General features: G+C 61.6%; 15 protein-coding genes. 6 read left to right on the plus strand and 9 right to left on the minus strand.

Going from position 1 to position 16,011, the window contains the following annotated elements; all coding sequences use genetic code 11:
- Nucleotides 1-42: 42 nt before the first annotated feature.
- Both rep and LIY36_RS02105 read left to right on the plus strand, forming a co-directional pair.
- Nucleotides 43-2,052, plus strand: a complete 2,010-nt coding sequence (gene rep / locus LIY36_RS02100; RefSeq protein ID WP_192297995.1) for a DNA helicase Rep — start codon at nt 43-45, stop codon at nt 2,050-2,052.
- 57 nt (nt 2,053-2,109) lie between these two features.
- Complete coding sequence (locus tag LIY36_RS02105) at nt 2,110-2,682, plus strand: xanthine phosphoribosyltransferase (RefSeq protein WP_010207474.1); 573 nt, start codon at nt 2,110-2,112, stop codon at nt 2,680-2,682.
- Nucleotides 2,683-2,830: 148 nt separating this feature from the next.
- Here the strand turns inward: LIY36_RS02105 and LIY36_RS02110 are convergent, their stop codons facing one another.
- From LIY36_RS02110 to dadA, 6 genes are all read right to left on the minus strand, one after another.
- On the minus strand, nt 2,831-4,753 hold the full coding sequence (locus tag LIY36_RS02110; RefSeq protein WP_226454670.1) for an acetyl-CoA hydrolase/transferase C-terminal domain-containing protein: 1,923 nt from the start codon (nt 4,751-4,753) through the stop codon (nt 2,831-2,833).
- 137 nt (nt 4,754-4,890) lie between these two features.
- Nucleotides 4,891-5,301 (minus strand): c-type cytochrome, encoded by a 411-nt coding sequence (locus LIY36_RS02115; protein ID WP_042945469.1) that lies wholly within the window; start codon nt 5,299-5,301, stop codon nt 4,891-4,893.
- Nucleotides 5,302-5,482: 181 nt separating this feature from the next.
- Nucleotides 5,483-6,031 (minus strand): cupin domain-containing protein, encoded by a 549-nt coding sequence (locus LIY36_RS02120; protein WP_003176893.1) that lies wholly within the window; start codon nt 6,029-6,031, stop codon nt 5,483-5,485.
- Between the two features lie 116 nt (nt 6,032-6,147).
- On the minus strand, nt 6,148-7,221 hold the full coding sequence (gene alr, locus LIY36_RS02125) for an alanine racemase (RefSeq protein ID WP_226454671.1): 1,074 nt from the start codon (nt 7,219-7,221) through the stop codon (nt 6,148-6,150).
- 78 nt (nt 7,222-7,299) lie between these two features.
- Complete coding sequence (locus LIY36_RS02130) at nt 7,300-7,653, minus strand: RidA family protein (RefSeq protein WP_226454672.1); 354 nt, start codon at nt 7,651-7,653, stop codon at nt 7,300-7,302.
- Nucleotides 7,625-8,926 carry a D-amino acid dehydrogenase gene (gene dadA / locus LIY36_RS02135; RefSeq protein ID WP_226454673.1) on the minus strand — a complete coding sequence of 434 codons (1,302 nt, stop codon included), beginning with the start codon at nt 8,924-8,926 and terminating at the stop codon, nt 7,625-7,627. Before dadA ends, LIY36_RS02130 begins: the two co-directional genes overlap by 29 nt.
- Before the next feature lie 156 nt (nt 8,927-9,082).
- Between dadA and LIY36_RS02140 the strand changes: the two genes are divergently transcribed.
- Nucleotides 9,083-9,571 carry an Lrp/AsnC ligand binding domain-containing protein gene (locus LIY36_RS02140; RefSeq protein ID WP_003176896.1) on the plus strand — a complete coding sequence of 163 codons (489 nt, stop codon included), beginning with the start codon at nt 9,083-9,085 and terminating at the stop codon, nt 9,569-9,571.
- Between the two features lie 38 nt (nt 9,572-9,609).
- Here the strand turns inward: LIY36_RS02140 and LIY36_RS02145 are convergent, their stop codons facing one another.
- Nucleotides 9,610-9,963, minus strand: a complete 354-nt coding sequence (locus tag LIY36_RS02145) for a YkgJ family cysteine cluster protein (RefSeq protein ID WP_226454674.1) — start codon at nt 9,961-9,963, stop codon at nt 9,610-9,612.
- Nucleotides 9,964-10,077: 114 nt separating this feature from the next.
- Between LIY36_RS02145 and LIY36_RS02150 the strand changes: the two genes are divergently transcribed.
- Nucleotides 10,078-11,370 (plus strand): NAD(P)/FAD-dependent oxidoreductase, encoded by a 1,293-nt coding sequence (locus tag LIY36_RS02150; protein ID WP_226454675.1) that lies wholly within the window; start codon nt 10,078-10,080, stop codon nt 11,368-11,370.
- On the opposite strand, the gene LIY36_RS02155 is transcribed toward LIY36_RS02150, so the two are convergent.
- A complete protein-coding gene (locus LIY36_RS02155) occupies nt 11,371-11,595 on the minus strand; it encodes a DUF1127 domain-containing protein (RefSeq protein WP_226454676.1) in 225 nt (74 codons plus the stop codon).
- A gap of 166 nt (nt 11,596-11,761) precedes the next feature.
- On the opposite strand from LIY36_RS02155, the gene LIY36_RS02160 reads away from it, so the two are divergent.
- Nucleotides 11,762-13,186: an aminotransferase-like domain-containing protein gene (locus LIY36_RS02160; protein ID WP_226454677.1), complete on the plus strand. Its 1,425-nt coding sequence runs from the start codon at nt 11,762-11,764 to the stop codon at nt 13,184-13,186.
- A gap of 62 nt (nt 13,187-13,248) precedes the next feature.
- Nucleotides 13,249-14,814, plus strand: coding sequence for a phospholipase D family protein (locus LIY36_RS02165; protein WP_226454678.1), 1,566 nt, complete (start codon nt 13,249-13,251; stop codon nt 14,812-14,814).
- 42 nt (nt 14,815-14,856) lie between these two features.
- Here LIY36_RS02165 and LIY36_RS02170 read toward each other — a convergent pair whose 3' ends face one another.
- The gene (locus tag LIY36_RS02170; RefSeq protein ID WP_226454679.1) at nt 14,857-15,999 is read right to left on the minus strand and encodes an MFS transporter; all 1,143 of its coding nucleotides are present in this window, start codon (nt 15,997-15,999) and stop codon (nt 14,857-14,859) included.
- Nucleotides 16,000-16,011: the final 12 nt, after the last annotated feature.

Here is a 16,011-nt window from a genome sequence, read left to right on the forward strand (position 1 = left end):
TAAAATGCCCGCCCTTTTGAACAACGACTCCTGAAATTCTGTATGTCCCGACTCAATCCCCGGCAGCAAGAAGCCGTGAACTACGTCGGCGGCCCTCTATTGGTGCTCGCCGGCGCAGGCTCCGGCAAGACCAGCGTGATCACCCGCAAGATCGCGCACCTGATCCAGAACTGCGGCATCCGCGCCCAATACATTGTCGCCATGACCTTTACCAACAAGGCGGCGCGGGAAATGAAAGAGCGCGTCGGCACCCTGCTCAAGGGTGGCGAAGGCCGTGGCCTCACCGTGTGTACCTTCCACAACCTGGGCCTGAACATCATCCGCAAGGAGCATGCACGCCTGGGCTACAAGCCGGGCTTCTCGATCTTCGACGAGACCGATGTGAAGTCGCTGATGACCGACATCATGCAGAAGGAATACGCAGGCGACGACGGCGTGGACGAGATCAAGAACATGATCGGCGCCTGGAAGAACGACCTGATCCTGCCGCCCCAGGCCCTGGAAAACGCACGCAACCCCAAGGAACAGACCGCCGCCATCGTCTACACCCACTACCAGCGCACGCTCAAGGCGTTCAACGCGGTGGACTTCGACGACCTGATCCTGCTGCCCGTGAAGTTGTTCGAGGAACACGCCGACATCCTCGAAAAATGGCAGAACAAGGTGCGCTACCTGCTGGTGGACGAATACCAGGACACCAACGCCAGCCAGTACCTGCTGGTGAAAATGCTCATCGGCAAACGCAACCAGTTCACCGTGGTAGGCGACGATGACCAGTCGATCTACGCCTGGCGCGGCGCCCGCCCGGAAAACCTGATGCTGCTCAAGGACGACTACCCGTCCCTGAAAGTGGTGATGCTGGAGCAGAACTACCGCTCTACCAGCCGCATCCTGCGTTGCGCCAACGTGTTGATCTCGAACAACCCCCACGAGTTTGAAAAACAACTGTGGAGTGAGATGGGCCACGGCGACGAGATCCGCGTGATCCGCTGCCGCAACGAAGACGCCGAAGCCGAGCGCGTGGCCGTGGAAATCCTCAGCCTGCACTTGCGCACCGACCGGCCCTACAGCGATTTCGCGATCCTGTATCGCGGCAACTACCAGGCCAAGCTGATCGAGCTGAAATTGCAGCACCACCAGGTGCCGTATCGCCTGTCGGGCGGCAACAGCTTTTTCGGACGTCAGGAAGTAAAAGACCTGATGGCCTACTTCCGGCTGATCGTGAACCCGGATGACGACAACGCCTTCCTGCGCGTGATCAACGTGCCGCGCCGCGAGATCGGTTCCACCACCCTGGAAAAGCTCGGCAACTACGCGACCGAACGCAAGATCTCGATGTACGCCGCCACCGACGAGATCGGCCTGGGCGAACACCTGGACACCCGTTTCACCGACCGCCTGTCGCGCTTCAAGCGCTTCATGGACAAGGTCCGCGAGCAGTGCGCCGGCGAAGACCCGATCAGCGCCCTGCGCAGCATGGTCATGGACATCGACTATGAAAACTGGCTGCGCACCAACAGCTCCAGCGACAAGGCCGCGGATTACCGCATGGGCAACGTCTGGTTCCTGATCGAAGCGCTGAAGAACACCCTGGAAAAAGACGAAGACGGCGAGATGACCGTCGAAGACGCCATCGGCAAGCTGGTGCTGCGCGACATGCTCGAACGCCAGCAGGAAGAGGAAGACGGCGCCGAAGGTGTGCAGATGATGACCTTGCATGCATCCAAGGGCCTGGAATTCCCCTACGTGTTCATCATGGGCATGGAAGAGGAAATCCTCCCACACCGCTCCAGCATCGAAGCCGACACCATCGAGGAAGAACGCCGACTGGCCTACGTGGGCATTACCCGCGCCCGTCAGACCCTGGCCTTCACCTTTGCCGCCAAGCGCAAGCAATACGGCGAAATCATCGATTGTGCCCCCAGCCGGTTCCTGGATGAACTGCCGCCGGACGACCTGGCCTGGGAAGGCAATGACGACACCCCGACCGAGGTGAAAGCCGTTCGCGGCAACACCGCCCTGGCGGACATACGCGCGATGCTAAAGCGCTAGAATCGACTACTTTTCAATCTACTTTCGACGCGTATTGCGTCAACAGAGGAAGCTTTCGTGGAAGCACTGCACAAGAAAATTCGCGAAGAAGGCATCGTGCTTTCCGATCAGGTACTCAAGGTCGACGCCTTTCTGAACCACCAGATCGATCCGGCGCTGATGAAACTGATCGGCGACGAATTCGCTGCGCTGTTCAAGGATTCGGGCATCACCAAGATCGTCACCATCGAAGCCTCGGGCATCGCGCCGGCGATCATGACGGGCCTGAACCTGGGGGTCCCGGTGATTTTTGCACGCAAGCAGCAATCGTTGACCCTCACCGAAAACCTGCTGTCGGCGACGGTGTACTCCTTCACCAAGAAGGTCGAAAGCACCGTGGCGATCTCGCCGCGCCACCTGACCAGCAGCGACCGTGTACTGGTGATTGATGACTTCCTGGCCAACGGCAAGGCGTCCCAGGCGCTGATTTCGATCATCAAGCAAGCCGGTGCCACCGTTGCCGGCCTGGGGATCGTGATCGAGAAATCGTTCCAGGGTGGCCGTGCAGAGCTGGATGCGCAGGGTTATCGGGTTGAGTCGCTGGCGCGGGTGAAGTCGCTGGCGGGTGGTGTGGTGACCTTCATCGAGTAATTTGCTGCACAGCAAATTTCGCAGGGTCACGGATCAAAAATGTGGGAGCGGGCTTGCTCGCGAAAGCGGTGGATCAGAAACACATTCAGTGACTGACACGCCGCCTTCGCGAGCAAGCCAGCTCCCACAGTTGGTTTTGTGTGGGTTGTTAGTGCGCGGTGGCCTGTAGGCCGGCGAGCAGCAGGCGCTGGTACAAGTCCTCTTTCAGCCCTTCCGGCTGATCCAACCCCATCCGTTTCAAGTGCTCTGGAAACATCTCCGGCTCCGGCGCATCCAACGCCGCCTTGCCCAACTCCAGTATCTCCGTCAGCTTGAATTTGCTCTTGAGCCAGTTCAACGCGCGCAACAGATCCCGCTCCTCATCGGTAAAGTCGCTGCCCAGCGGGTACTCCGTAAACAACCGTCGATGCCGGGCCTGGATACCTGTGAGCCGCTGCGGCGTGTTGTCGGCAAAGCGCGGATCGAGCTGAAAATCCTTGGGCAACTTGCCGGCCTTCTGTGCCTGTTCGATCAAGTCGTGCTGGAAGCGTGAGTCGGTGATATTGAGCAACGCCTCAATCACCTTGGCATCCGTCTGACCGCGCAAGTCGGCAATTCCGTACTCGGTGATGACAATGTCCCGCAAGTGTCGGGGAATGGTGCAGTGGCCGTAGTCCCAGACGATATTGGAGCTGACCTCCCCCGCCGCCTCGCGCCAGCTGCGCAGGATCAGGATCGAGCGCGCGCCCTCCAGCGCATGGCCCTGGGCAACGAAGTTGTACTGCCCTCCCACACCGCTGAGTACCCGGCCATCTTCCAACTGGTCGGCCACCCCCGCACCGAGCAAGGTGACCATGATGGCGCTGTTGATAAACCGCGCATCCAGGCGTTGCAGGCGCTTGAGTTCTTCCTGGCCGTACAGTTCGTTGATGTAGCTGATGCGGGTCATGTTGAATTCAAGGCGTTTGCCGTGGGTCATCTCCTGTAGGCGCTGGTAAAAACTCCGCGGCCCGACAAAAAAACCGCCGTGGATCGAAACCCCATCCGATTGCGCGGCGTCGTCCAGGGTGCCGGCGTTGGCCTGTTCCTGGGTCGGCACATCCGGGTAGACCTTGCGCCGCACAATCCCGGCATCGGCCAGTACCAGCAGGCCGTTGACGAACATTTCGCTGCAACCGTAAAGGCCGCGGGCGAAGGGTTCGACGCCGCCTTCATGGCTGATCAGCGGCGCCCACTGGTACACGTCGAGGTCGGTCAGCAACGAGCGGTAGGCTTCGTTGTCGGCCTGGCGCGCCAGCAGCGCGGCGGTCAGCGCATCGCCCATGGAGCCGATGCCGATCTGCAAGGTGCCGCCATCGCGCACCAGGGTGCTGGCGTGCAGGCCGATAAAGTGGTCCTGAAACCCCACCGGCATGTTTGGCGTGGAGAACAGCGTGGTGCTGTCCTTTTCGTCGATCAGGTAATCAAAGGCGTCCATGCCCAGTTCGGAATCACCGGGCATGTAGGGCAACTCGGTGTGGACCTGGCCGACGATCAGGACGGTTTCCCCGGCGGCGCGGCGCTTGGCGATCATCGGTAGCAGGTCGAGGGTGATGTCAGGGTTGCAGCTCAGGCTCAGGCGATCAGGATGCTCGGCGCTGCTGGCCACCAGTTGCGCCACCAGGTTCAGGCCGGCGGCGTTGATGTCCCGGGCGGCGTGGCTGTAGTTACTGCTGACGTAATCCTGCTGGGCCGAAGTGCTGTGCAGCAGGCTGCCGGGCTGCATGAAGAACTGCTGCACGCGGATGTTGTGTGGAAGGCTGTCTTTGCGCAGGTCGGCGAGAAAATCCAACTCGGGATAATCGCCAAACACCCTTTCAATAAAAGGTTCGAGAAAGCGTTTCTGCAAGCCGTCGCCCAGGGTTGGACGGCCCAGGCTCAGCGCGGTGTAGATCGTCAGCGCCCGCTCCGGCAGCTTGGCAATGCGCCGGTACAACGCGTTGACGAACAGGTTGGGCTTGCCCAGACCCAACGGCATACCCAAATGAATATGCGCCGGCAAACGCGCGAGTACGTCGTCAACTGCTTGCTCGATTGAACACAACTGCACCATCCGACCCTCCTGAACATTCCGTGATTAGGGGTTGGACAGAGAGTGGCGGGTGATTGCTGCAATGAACAGCCCTCAGCACACATAACGGGCACAAAAAAAGCCGCTCGTAAGCGGCTTTTTTGGCGAAGATCGGCGGATTAGAGCCCGGACATCTTCTTGATGGCGCCCTTGAGGTCGTCATCCGAACAATCAGCGCAGGTGCCTTTTGGCGGCATGGCGTTGATACCGGTGATCGCCTTGGCCAGGATGCCGTCGAGGCCGCCCTGGTGGTCGGCGCGCTCTTTCCAGGCGGCGGTGTCGCCGATTTTCGGCGCGCCCAACAGGCCGGTACCGTGGCAGGCGTTGCAGTGCTTGGCAATGATGTCGTCCGGGGTTTTCGCCCCGCCTCCACCAGCGGCGACAGCGACTTCCATCCCCTTGCATTCCTGGCCCTGGACGCAGACTTGGCCGACCGGCTCCAGGCGTTTGGCAATGTCATCATTGGTCGCAGCTTGAGCGCTGACAGCCCATAGGGCCAGTACGGTTGCTGGTGCAGCCAGCATTTTCATAATTAGGTTCACGCGTTCACCCTCAATGGTGGCTATTCACGCCTGCGGCCACGGTTTCGCAGGCGGCGAAAGTATAACGGTTAGCCCGCCGGGCCGAAACAACCCTATTAAATAAAGGGGGATTCGGCCCTGCGGATACGGCTGCGGGAACCTCTGCAACGCTGGCAGGGCGCCTCTTTTGTTAAAAGTTCGCGGGTGTGGCTGCGCTGATTAGTCGCGCCGGCACATCGAACGGATTGCGAAAACGATGGGGCTTGGTGCTTTCAAAGTAGTAGCTATCGCCGGCTTCGAGCACAAAAGTTTCAAGACCGACCACCAATTCCAGACGACCTTCCACCAGAATCCCGGTTTCTTCGCCTTCATGGGTGAGCATTTCTTCGCCAGTGTCGGCGCCCGGCGGGTAGATCTCGTTGAGAAACGCAATCGCCCGGCTGGGGTGCGCCCGGCCTACCAGTTTCATGGTGACGGCGCCGTCAGAGATGTCGATCAGCTCATTGGCTTTATAGACGATCTGCGTCGGTATTTCCTGGAGGATCTCCTCGGAAAAGAACTCGACCATGGACATGGGGATACCGCCCAGCACCTTGCGCAAGGAGCTGATCGAGGGGCTGACGCTGTTTTTTTCGATCATCGAAATGGTGCTGTTGGTGACACCCGCACGCTTGGCGAGCTCGCGCTGGGAAAGACCCTTCAGTTTACGGATGGATTGCAGTCGTTCGCCGACGTCCAATGCAGGAGCCTCCTAGGATTCAGGCTTTGTTGTAATTGAGCGTTATCATGGCGACAGCGTTCAGTATTTACAACACTTGGGCCTAAATCCCGGGCAGCGGCGTTCGTAGCGGGCGGTCAATCGCCGGAATAGAGCCTTGGCACTCGGCGCAGGTTGCAGAAGATCTGGTAGGGAATGGTTTCGGCGGCAGTGGCGATGTCGCTGGCGAGGATGTTTTTGCCCCACAGCTCCACGGTCGAACCGAGACCCGCCTCAGGCACGTCCGTCAGGTCGACGCACAGCATGTCCATGGACACACGGCCGAGCAATTGGCTGCGCTGCCCGGCGACCAGTACCGGTGTACCTGTCGGTGCGTGGCGCGGGTAACCGTCGGCATAGCCCATCGCAACCACGCCGATGCGCATCGGTTTTGGCGTGATGAACTTGGCGCCGTAGCCCACCGGCTCGCCGGCCGGCAGTTCACGGACGCAAATGACTTTGGATTCCAGGGTCATCACCGGCTGCAAGCGCGCGGCCACGGCCTGGTCTTCGCCAAACGGCGTCGCGCCGTACAGCATGATGCCGGGGCGCACCCAGTCACTGGACACGTTGGGCCAGCCCATCACCGCCGGCGAGTTGCGCAGGCTGACCTCGGCCGCCAGGCCTTGGCGCGCCGCGTCGAAGACCGCCACTTGCTCATCGCTGCGCGCACAATCAAGCTCATCGGCGCGGGCGAAGTGGCTCATCAATACGATCTTGGCCACTTTGCCGCTGGCCAGCAGGCGCTGGTATGCCTCGTGATAATCCTTGGGATGCAGGCCGACGCGGTGCATGCCGGAGTCGAGCTTGAGCCAGATGGTCAGCGGCTTGCTCAGCCTGGCCTGCTCGATCGCCTCCAGCTGCCACAACGAATGCACCACGCACCACAAATCATGCTCGATGATCAGCGGCAGCTCGTCAGCTTCGAAAAAACCCTCCAACAGCAACACCGGCGCGCGGATACCGGCGGCGCGCAGCTCCAGCGCCTCTTCGATACACGCCACGGCAAACCCATCGGCGTCGGCCTCCAACGCCTGGGCCACCCGCACGGCACCATGGCCATAGGCATCCGCCTTGATCACGGCAAGGGCCTTGGCCCCCGTGACTTCACGGGCCAATTGGTAGTTGTGGCGCAGGGCTTGGAGATCGATCAGGGCACGGGCAGGACGCATGGCGGCAGGCTTCTAGGCGACAGAGTGAAAAAAAAACCGATGCCGCCCAATAACGTCGGCACCGGGGGAGGATCTGGTTTACGGCAGCGCAGCCACGACCGACAGCTCTACCAGGATTTGCGGTTCGCACAACTTGGCTTCAACCGTGGCGCGGGCCGGGGCGACGCCCTTGGGCAGCCACTTGTCCCACACCGCATTCATGCCGGCGAAATCGGCGTCGATGTCTTTCAGGTAGATCGTCACCGACAGCAACTTGGTCTTGTCGCTACCCGCCAGGTCCAGCAAACGCTCGATGTTGGCCAGGGTTTCACGGGTCTGCTGTTCAATCCCGGCGTTCATGTCGTCGCCGACTTGCCCGGCCAGATAGACGGTGCCGCTGTGGACTACGATCTGGCTCATGCGCTCATTGGTGAGCTGGCGCTGGATTGACATGTTTTGCGGACTCCTGGTGGTTGCCGTAACGGGAAATATCGAGGCCTGCGGCGCTGATCTGCGGGGTTTTCCTGGCCATCAGGTCGGCCAGCAAGCGGCCCGAGCCACACGCCATGGTCCAGCCGAGGGTGCCGTGGCCGGTGTTCAGGAACAGGTTCTTGAACGGCGTGGCACCGACGATCGGCGTGCCATCGGGTGTGGTCGGGCGCAGGCCGGTCCAGAAAGTCGCTTCGGCCAGATCGCCGCCCTGAGGATAAAGGTCGTTGACGATCATCTCCAGGGTTTCGCGCCGACGCGGGTTGAGCGACAGGTCAAAACCGGCGATTTCCGCCATGCCGCCGACGCGGATGCGGTTGTCGAAGCGGGTGATCGCGACCTTGTAGGTTTCGTCGAGAATGGTCGAAGTCGGGGCCATCGCCGGGTTGGTGATCGGCACGGTCAGCGAATACCCCTTGAGCGGGTACACCGGCGCCTTGATCCCCAGCGGCTTGAGCAATTTGGGCGAGTAACTGCCGAGGGCCAGTACGTAGCGGTCGGCGGTTTCCAGCTTGCCGTCGATCCACACGCCGTTGATGCGTTCGCCGGCGTAGTCGAGGCGCTGGATGTCCTGCTCGAAGCGAAATTCCACGCCCAACTGCTTGCACATCTCGGCCAGGCGCGTCGTGAACATCTGGCAGTCGCCGGTCTGATCATTCGGCAGGCGCAGGGCGCCGGCGAGGATGTCGGTGACGCTGGCCAGGGCCGGCTCCACACGGGCGATACCGGCACGGTCAAGCAGTTCGAACGGGACGCCGGACTCTTTCAGTACGGCGATGTCCTTGGCGGCGCCATCGAGTTGGGCCTGGGTGCGGAACAACTGGGTAGTCCCCAGGCTACGACCTTCGTAGGCAATGCCGGTCTCGGCGCGCAGTTCGTCGAGGCAGTCACGGCTGTATTCGGACAAACGCACCATGCGTTCTTTGTTTACCGCATAGCGGCTGGCGGTGCAGTTGCGCAGCATCTGCGCCATCCACAGGTATTGATCGACATCGGCAGTGGCCTTGATCGCCAGCGGTGCGTGGCGTTGCAGCAGCCACTTGATGGCCTTGAGCGGCACACCCGGAGCCGCCCAGGGCGAGGCGTAGCCTGGGGACACCTGGCCGGCATTGGCGAAACTGGTTTCCATGGCAGCGGCGGGCTGACGGTCGACCACGACCACTTCAAAGCCGGCCCGCGCCAAATAGTAGGCACTGGTCACACCAATGACGCCGCTACCCAAGACCAGAACGCGCATTTTTATATCCTCATCGCGGGCGTGGCCGCTGACGTGTGTTGTTCGAGCAATGATGAGCGCAGTTTAAAAAACAATGACCAGTGCATTTCACTATATAAATGCCTATATTTGGCGACAATTCTCGGCAAAAACCCTTTTCACAGAGGCAGATCCCCTATGCGTACCAATACCCAGACCAAGCGGGAGCTGGACAAGATCGACCGCAACATCCTGCGAATCCTGCAAACCGACGGGCGGATTTCGTTCACGGAGCTGGGAGAAAAAGTCGGGCTGTCGACCACGCCGTGCACCGAGCGCGTGCGCCGGTTGGAGCGCGAAGGGATCATCATGGGCTACAACGCGCGGCTCAACCCTCAGCATTTGAAGGGGAGTTTGCTGGTATTTGTCGAGATCAGCCTCGATTACAAGTCAGGCGACACCTTTGAGGAATTCCGCCGCGCCGTACTGAAACTGCCCCATGTACTGGAGTGCCACCTGGTGTCGGGTGACTTCGACTACCTGGTGAAGGCGCGGATTTCCGAGATGGCCTCGTACCGCAAATTGCTTGGCGACATCCTGCTCAAGCTGCCCCATGTGCGGGAGTCCAAGAGCTATATCGTGATGGAAGAAGTGAAAGAGAGCCTGAACCTGCCGATTCCCGATTAACTGGCACCCTGCTCCCACACTGTGACCGAGTACACCTGTCAGACCAATACCTGCCGGGTGCTCGCCATATAGTCGTGGATCTGCTTTTCCACCCGCGGGTGGATCAGCTCCACCGGCCGTCTCCCATTCGGGCACGGCAAGGTCTTAGTGGTGCCGAACAGCCGACAGATCAGTGGCCGCTCGTCGTACACCGTGCAACCGCTGGGGCCCAGGTGCACACAGTTCAGCTCGTCCATGGCAGCGTCCTGCTCGGCCGCAGTCTTGCGCGGCAGACGGGACATTTCTTCAGGCGAAGTGGTCACCGGCCCACAGCAGTCGTGGCAGCCGGGGACGCACTCGAACGAAGGAATCTGTCGGCGCAGTGCGCTGATCTTTTGGCTGTTGCAACTCATCGAAACACGTACCGAACGGCGAATAGACGTGGATTCTGCCGCAAAAGCCCGCGGTGAGACAGCTTCGTCCGACCGCTGTATCCTGCGTCAAATTTTCCAAACAGGGATGCTCCCATGATCGCCAGCGCCCGGCACACCGCTTCCTACTATGCCGCCACCAGCGTGCCGCAACCCGATTACCCGGTACTGACCGGCGAAATGACGGCCGACGTGTGCGTGGTCGGCGGTGGCTTTTCCGGGCTGAACACCGCCCTGGAGCTGGCCGAACGCGGCTTCAGCGTGGTGCTGCTGGAAGCCCGCAAAATCGCCTGGGGCGCCAGCGGGCGCAATGGCGGCCAATTGATTCGCGGCGTCGGCCATGGCCTCGAGCAGTTCACCCCAGTGATCGGCAGCGACGGCGTGCGCCAGATGAAGCTGATGGGCCTGGAAGCTGTGGAGATCGTGCGCGAGCGCGTCGAACGCTTCCAGATCCCCTGCGACCTGACCTGGGGCTACTGCGACCTCGCCAACAAACCCCGCGACCTGCAAGGCCTGGCCGAAGACGCCGAAGAGTTGCGCAGCCTGGGCTATCGCCACGAAGTACGCCTACTGCAAGCCAGCCAGATGAGCAGCGTGATCGGCTCGGACCGTTACGTAGGCGGCATGATCGACATGGGCTCCGGCCACCTGCACCCACTCAACCTCGCGTTGGGCGAAGCCGCCGCCGCGCAGCGACTGGGCGTGCAGTTGTTTGAGCAATCCGCCGTCACGCGCATCGACTACGGCCCCGAGATCAACGTGCACACCACCCAGGGCAACGTGCGCGCCAAGACCCTGGTGCTGGCCTGCAACGCCTACCTGAACGGCTTGAACCCGCAGTTGAGCGGCAAAGTGCTGCCTGCCGGCAGCTACATCATCGCCACCGAACCGTTGAGCGAAGCCCAGGCAGCCAGCCTGCTGCCACAGAACATGGCCGTATGCGACCAGCGGGTGACAGTGGACTACTTCCGCTTGTCCGCCGACCGACGCCTGCTGTTCGGTGGCGCCTGCCACTACTCCGGCCGCGATCCGCAGGACATCGGCGCCTATATGCGGCCGAAGATGCTCAAGGTGTTCCCGCAATTGGCCGACGTGAAGATCGATTACCAGTGGGGCGGCATGATTGGCATCGGCGCCAACCGCCTGCCGCAGATCGGCCGGCTGCCCGACCAACCCAATGTGTATTACGCCCAGGCCTACGCCGGCCATGGCCTCAACGCCACGCACCTGGCGGGCAAGCTACTGGCCGAGGCCATCAGCGGCCAGCAGCAGGGCCGTTTCGATCTGTTCGCCCAGGTGCCGCACATCACCTTCCCCGGCGGCAAGCATTTGCGCTCGCCACTGTTGGCGCTGGGGATGCTCTGGCACCGCTTAAAAGAGCTGGTGTGATCACTTGCGCCAGAACGGTTTCACCCCTTCCTGGCGCGCCTGTTCTGCGCTGAGGCCGATGTCCCTGAGCTGTTCGGCGGTCATGTCCAGCAAGGCCTTGCGCGTATGGCTGCGGTGCCAGAACAGACTCCAGCAGCTGTTGGCCGGCGCCGACAGCGTGCGTCCCTGCTCCGCTTCCAGTTCCTGACTGTGTAACGCCAACCGCACATCGCTCATGCCGCTCATTGTGTCGCCCCTCATTTACCTGTTGCCATGAGTGACTAGGATGGGCGCGCGAGCAAAACCATTACAGATCCAATCAATTTTTATTAAATCCATACAGACACTGCCTATGGACGGCTGAATCCTGTATTTTCGCTGGATCTGTACTGGTCCCCTGGGAGCGACCGCCATGACCCTTTACGTCAACCTCGCCGATTTGCTGGGCACCCGCATCGAACAAGGCTTCTACCGTCCCGGCGATCGCTTGCCTTCCGTACGCGCCTTGAGCGTGGAACACGGGGTCAGCTTGAGCACCGTGCAACAGGCCTATCGCTTGCTGGAAGATAATGGCCTGGCGATGCCCAAGCCCAAATCCGGCTACTTTGTGCCGGTCGGCCGCGAGTTGCCGGCCCTGCCTGAAGTCGGCCGCCCGGCCCAGCGCCCGGTGGACATTTCCCAGTGGGACCAGGTGCTGGAGCTGATTCGCGCCGTCCCGCGCAAAGACGTCATACAGATGGGCCGCGGCATGCCGGATGTGCTGTCACCGACCCTCAAGCCCCTGCTGCGCAGCCTCGCCCGCGTGAGCCGCCGCCAGGATCTGCCGGGGCTGTATTACGACAACATCATGGGCTGTATGGAATTGCGCGAACAGATCGCCCGGCTGTCATTGGATTCCGGCTGCCAACTGAACGCCGAAGACATTGTGGTCACCACCGGCTGCCATGAGGCGCTGTCTGCGAGCATCCGCGCCATTTGTGAACCTGGGGATATTGTCGCGGTGGATTCACCCAGCTTTCACGGTGCCATGCAGACCCTCAAGGGCCTGGGCATGAAGGCCCTGGAAATCCCCACCGACCCCATCACCGGCATCAGCCTGGAAGCCCTGGAACTGGCCCTGGAACAATGGCCGATCAAGGTCATCCAACTGACCCCCAACTGCAACAACCCGCTGGGCTACATCATGCCGGAAGCGCGCAAACGCGCCCTGCTGACCCTGGCCCAGCGCTTTGACGTGGCGATCATCGAAGACGATGTGTATGGCGAATTGGCCTACAGCTACCCGCGCCCGCGCACGATCAAATCCTTCGACGAAGACGGCCGCGTACTGCTCTGCAGTTCGTTCTCCAAAACCCTGGCGCCCGGCCTGCGCATCGGTTGGGTAGCGCCGGGGCGTTACCTGGAACGGGTGCTGCACATGAAATACATCAGCACCGGCTCCACAGCGACCCAACCGCAGATTGCGATCGCAGAATTTCTGAAAAACGGCCACTTCGAACCGCATTTGCGGCGGATGCGCACTCAATACCAGCGCAATCGCGACCTGATGCTCGATTGGGTCAGCCGCTACTTTCCGGCGGGCACACGGGCCAGCCGACCTCAGGGCAGCTTTATGCTGTGGGTCGAGTTGCCGGATGGCTTTGATACGTTGAAGCTCAACCGGATCTTGCTGGAACAAGGCGTACAGGTGGCGGTAGGCAGCATCTTCTCGGCCTCGGGCAAATACCGGAACTGCCTGCGCATGAACTACGGCGCCAAGCCGAGCCCGCAGATCGAAGAGGCCGTGCGCAAGGTCGGTGCTGCCGCGATCAAACTGCTGAACGAGGAAATGCACTGACCTTTCCCGAGAAATAGCCGTCAGATGTCGACAACCGCCCTGATCTGGAAGCGACTCCCTTGATGATGCAACGGCTATTCCCGTTTTTCCTGTTGGGAGCCCTGGCCCTCGGCGGCTGTGCCACCGTGAACGCACCGCGCGTCCCCAGCGATGCGCTGCCCGCCGCCCAGTCGTCGTTCGGCCGCTCGATCCAGGCCCAGGCCGCGCCTTACCAGGGCCGCTCCGGGTTTCGCCTGCTGCCCAACAGCAGCGAGGCGTTCATGGCCCGCGCCGAACTGATCCGCAACGCCCAGACCAGCCTCGACTTGCAGTACTACATCGTCCACGACGGTATCAGCACGCGCATGCTCGTGGACGAACTGCTCAAGGCCGCCGACCGCGGTGTGCGTGTGCGCATCCTGCTGGACGACACCACCAGCGACGGCCTCGACCAGATCATCGCCACCCTCGCCGCCCACCCCAAGATCGAAATCCGCCTGTTCAACCCGTTGCATCTGGGCCGCAGCACCGGCGTGACGCGGGCCATGGGTCGTCTGTTCAATCTGTCTTTGCAGCACCGGCGCATGCACAACAAGTTGTGGCTGGCCGACAACAGCGCAGCCATCGTCGGCGGGCGCAATCTGGGCGATGAGTATTTCGACGCCGAGCCCAACCTGAATTTCACCGACATCGACATGCTCAGCCTGGGCCCGGTGGCCGAGCAGCTCGGCCACAGCTTCGACCAGTACTGGAACAGTGCCCTGAGCAAGCCGATTGACGACTTTGTCTCCAACACGCCATCCAAAGGCGACTTGGCGACCGCACGCGCGCGCCTGCAAGACTCGCTGGCCGAATCACGCCAGCAGCATTACGCCCTGTACAACCGGCTGCGCACCTATCAGACCCAACCGCGCATGGACACCTGGCGCCGCGAGTTGATCTGGGCCTGGAACCAGGCGCTGTGGGATGCACCGAGCAAGGTGCTGGCCACGGCCGAACCGGACCCGCACTTGCTGCTCACCACCCAACTCGCGCCGGAGCTGGCAGGGGTCAATCACGAGCTGATCATGATCTCGGCGTACTTCGTGCCCGGCCAGCCGGGGCTGGTGTACCTTACCGGGCGCGCCGACGCAGGCGTGTCCGTGAGCCTGCTGACCAACGCCCTGGAGGCCACCGACGTACCGGCCGTGCACGGCGGCTACGCGCCGTATCGCAAGGCCCTGCTGGAACACGGGGTAAAACTCTACGAACTGCGCCGCCAACCGGGCGATGGCAGCGGCAGCGGCCCCCACCTGTTTCGGCGTGGCACCTTTCGCGGTTCGGACTCCAGCCTGCACAGCAAGGCGATGATCTTTGATCGGGAAAAGTCCTTCATCGGCTCGTTCAATTTCGACCCGCGTTCGGTGCTTTGGAACACCGAAGTCGGCGTATTGGTCGACAGTCCCGAACTGGCTGAACATGTGCGCAACCTGGCGCTGCAAGGCATGGCGCCAGCGTTGAGTTATGAACCGAAATTGCAGGATGGGCAGTTGGTGTGGGTGACCGAGGACAACGGCCAATTGCACACCCTGACCCGCGAGCCGGGCAGTTGGTGGCGGCGCTTCAATGCATGGTTTGCCACGTCTGTGGGCCTGGAACGCATGCTTTAAGAACAACACCGATCAACTGTGGGAGCTGACTGCACGGTAAGGTCAGGCCGGTTGCGCTGCGCCGAACGCCCCCTGGCGCAGCAGCAACACCACCAGGCCCAACGCGCCGGCCGCCATCAGGAACGGCAACGCATGCCCGCTGATCCATTGGCTCCCTGCCCCCGCCACCAACGGCCCGATCAGGCAGCCAATCCCCCACAACTGCGCTACGTGGGCATTGGCGCGCACCAGCGCATCGTCGCGATAACGCTCGCCGATCAGAATCAACGACAGGGTGAACAACCCTCCGGCACTGGCGCCGAACACCACCCACACCGGCCAGATCAACAACGTGTGCAAGGTCAGCGGAATCGCCAGGCTCGACGCCAGCAGCAACACCGCACAACTGAGGAACAGCGTGCGTCGCGGCAGGTAGTCAGCCAGCGCACCGATGGGCAATTGCAGCAGCGCATCACCCACCACCACGGTGCTGACCATCGCCAAGGCGATCTCGGCAGTGAAGCCCTGTTGCAGGCAATACACCGGCAGCAGCGTCAGAATCATCGCCTCGAACGCGGCGAATAAGGCCACCGCCCAGGCAATCGCCGGCAGGCTCAGGCAGAAGCGCCACAGGTCGGCGAAGGTCACGCTGAACGACTCGGCAGTGGGTGCACCGGAGCGTCCCAGCAACAACACGGGCGCCACCACCAATAAGCCGACACCCACCCAGAAGCCGTAGTCATGGTCGGTGCCGATCAGGCCCAGCAGCAAGGGCCCGGACAGTTGGCTCAAGGCATAGCTACAGCCATACAGCGCGACCAACCGGCCACGCCATTGCTCCACTACCAACTGGTTGATCCAGCTTTCGCCGAGGATAAACACGATGGTCAGGATCACCCCGATCATCAGCCGCAGCACCAGCCACACCGGATAGCTCGGCAAAATCGCCAGCAAACTGATGGACAGCGCCCCGCCCCACAGGCACAGGCGCATCAAATTGGCAGTGCCCAGCCACGAGGCCAAACGACTGGAAAGCTTCGCCCCCAGCAACACGCCAAAAGCTGGCATCGCCGCCATCACCCCGATGGCAAAACTGCCGTAGCCCCAGCCTTCGAGTCGCAGGGACACCAGCGGCATGCTGACCCCCAGGGCCAGGCCAACGCTGAGGACCGAGGCCAGAACGGCGAAATAAGTCGCCCAACGCATGTCCACGCTCCT

It is taken from the genome of Pseudomonas sp. AF03-9 (assembly GCF_020515815.1).
Classification (GTDB): domain Bacteria; phylum Pseudomonadota; class Gammaproteobacteria; order Pseudomonadales; family Pseudomonadaceae; genus Aquipseudomonas.

What these genes read in the sequence shown, in the direction of transcription:
- LIY36_RS02160 (WP_226454677.1), top strand. Translation starts at nt 11,762, where the DNA reads ATGACCCTTTACGTCAACCTCGCCGATTTGCTGGGCACCCGCATCGAA.
- LIY36_RS02165 (WP_226454678.1), top strand. Translation starts at nt 13,249, where the DNA reads ATGATGCAACGGCTATTCCCGTTTTTCCTGTTGGGAGCCCTGGCCCTC.
- LIY36_RS02150 (WP_226454675.1), top strand. Translation starts at nt 10,078, where the DNA reads ATGATCGCCAGCGCCCGGCACACCGCTTCCTACTATGCCGCCACCAGC.
- LIY36_RS02140 (WP_003176896.1), top strand. Translation starts at nt 9,083, where the DNA reads ATGCGTACCAATACCCAGACCAAGCGGGAGCTGGACAAGATCGACCGC.
- dadA (WP_226454673.1), bottom strand. Translation starts at nt 8,926, where the DNA reads ATGCGCGTTCTGGTCTTGGGTAGCGGCGTCATTGGTGTGACCAGTGCC.
- LIY36_RS02170 (WP_226454679.1), bottom strand. Translation starts at nt 15,999, where the DNA reads ATGCGTTGGGCGACTTATTTCGCCGTTCTGGCCTCGGTCCTCAGCGTT.
- rep (WP_192297995.1), top strand. Translation starts at nt 43, where the DNA reads ATGTCCCGACTCAATCCCCGGCAGCAAGAAGCCGTGAACTACGTCGGC.
- LIY36_RS02110 (WP_226454670.1), bottom strand. Translation starts at nt 4,753, where the DNA reads ATGGTGCAGTTGTGTTCAATCGAGCAAGCAGTTGACGACGTACTCGCG.
- LIY36_RS02155 (WP_226454676.1), bottom strand. Translation starts at nt 11,595, where the DNA reads ATGAGCGGCATGAGCGATGTGCGGTTGGCGTTACACAGTCAGGAACTG.
- LIY36_RS02130 (WP_226454672.1), bottom strand. Translation starts at nt 7,653, where the DNA reads ATGTCAATCCAGCGCCAGCTCACCAATGAGCGCATGAGCCAGATCGTA.
- LIY36_RS02115 (WP_042945469.1), bottom strand. Translation starts at nt 5,301, where the DNA reads ATGAAAATGCTGGCTGCACCAGCAACCGTACTGGCCCTATGGGCTGTC.
- LIY36_RS02145 (WP_226454674.1), bottom strand. Translation starts at nt 9,963, where the DNA reads ATGAGTTGCAACAGCCAAAAGATCAGCGCACTGCGCCGACAGATTCCT.
- alr (WP_226454671.1), bottom strand. Translation starts at nt 7,221, where the DNA reads ATGCGTCCTGCCCGTGCCCTGATCGATCTCCAAGCCCTGCGCCACAAC.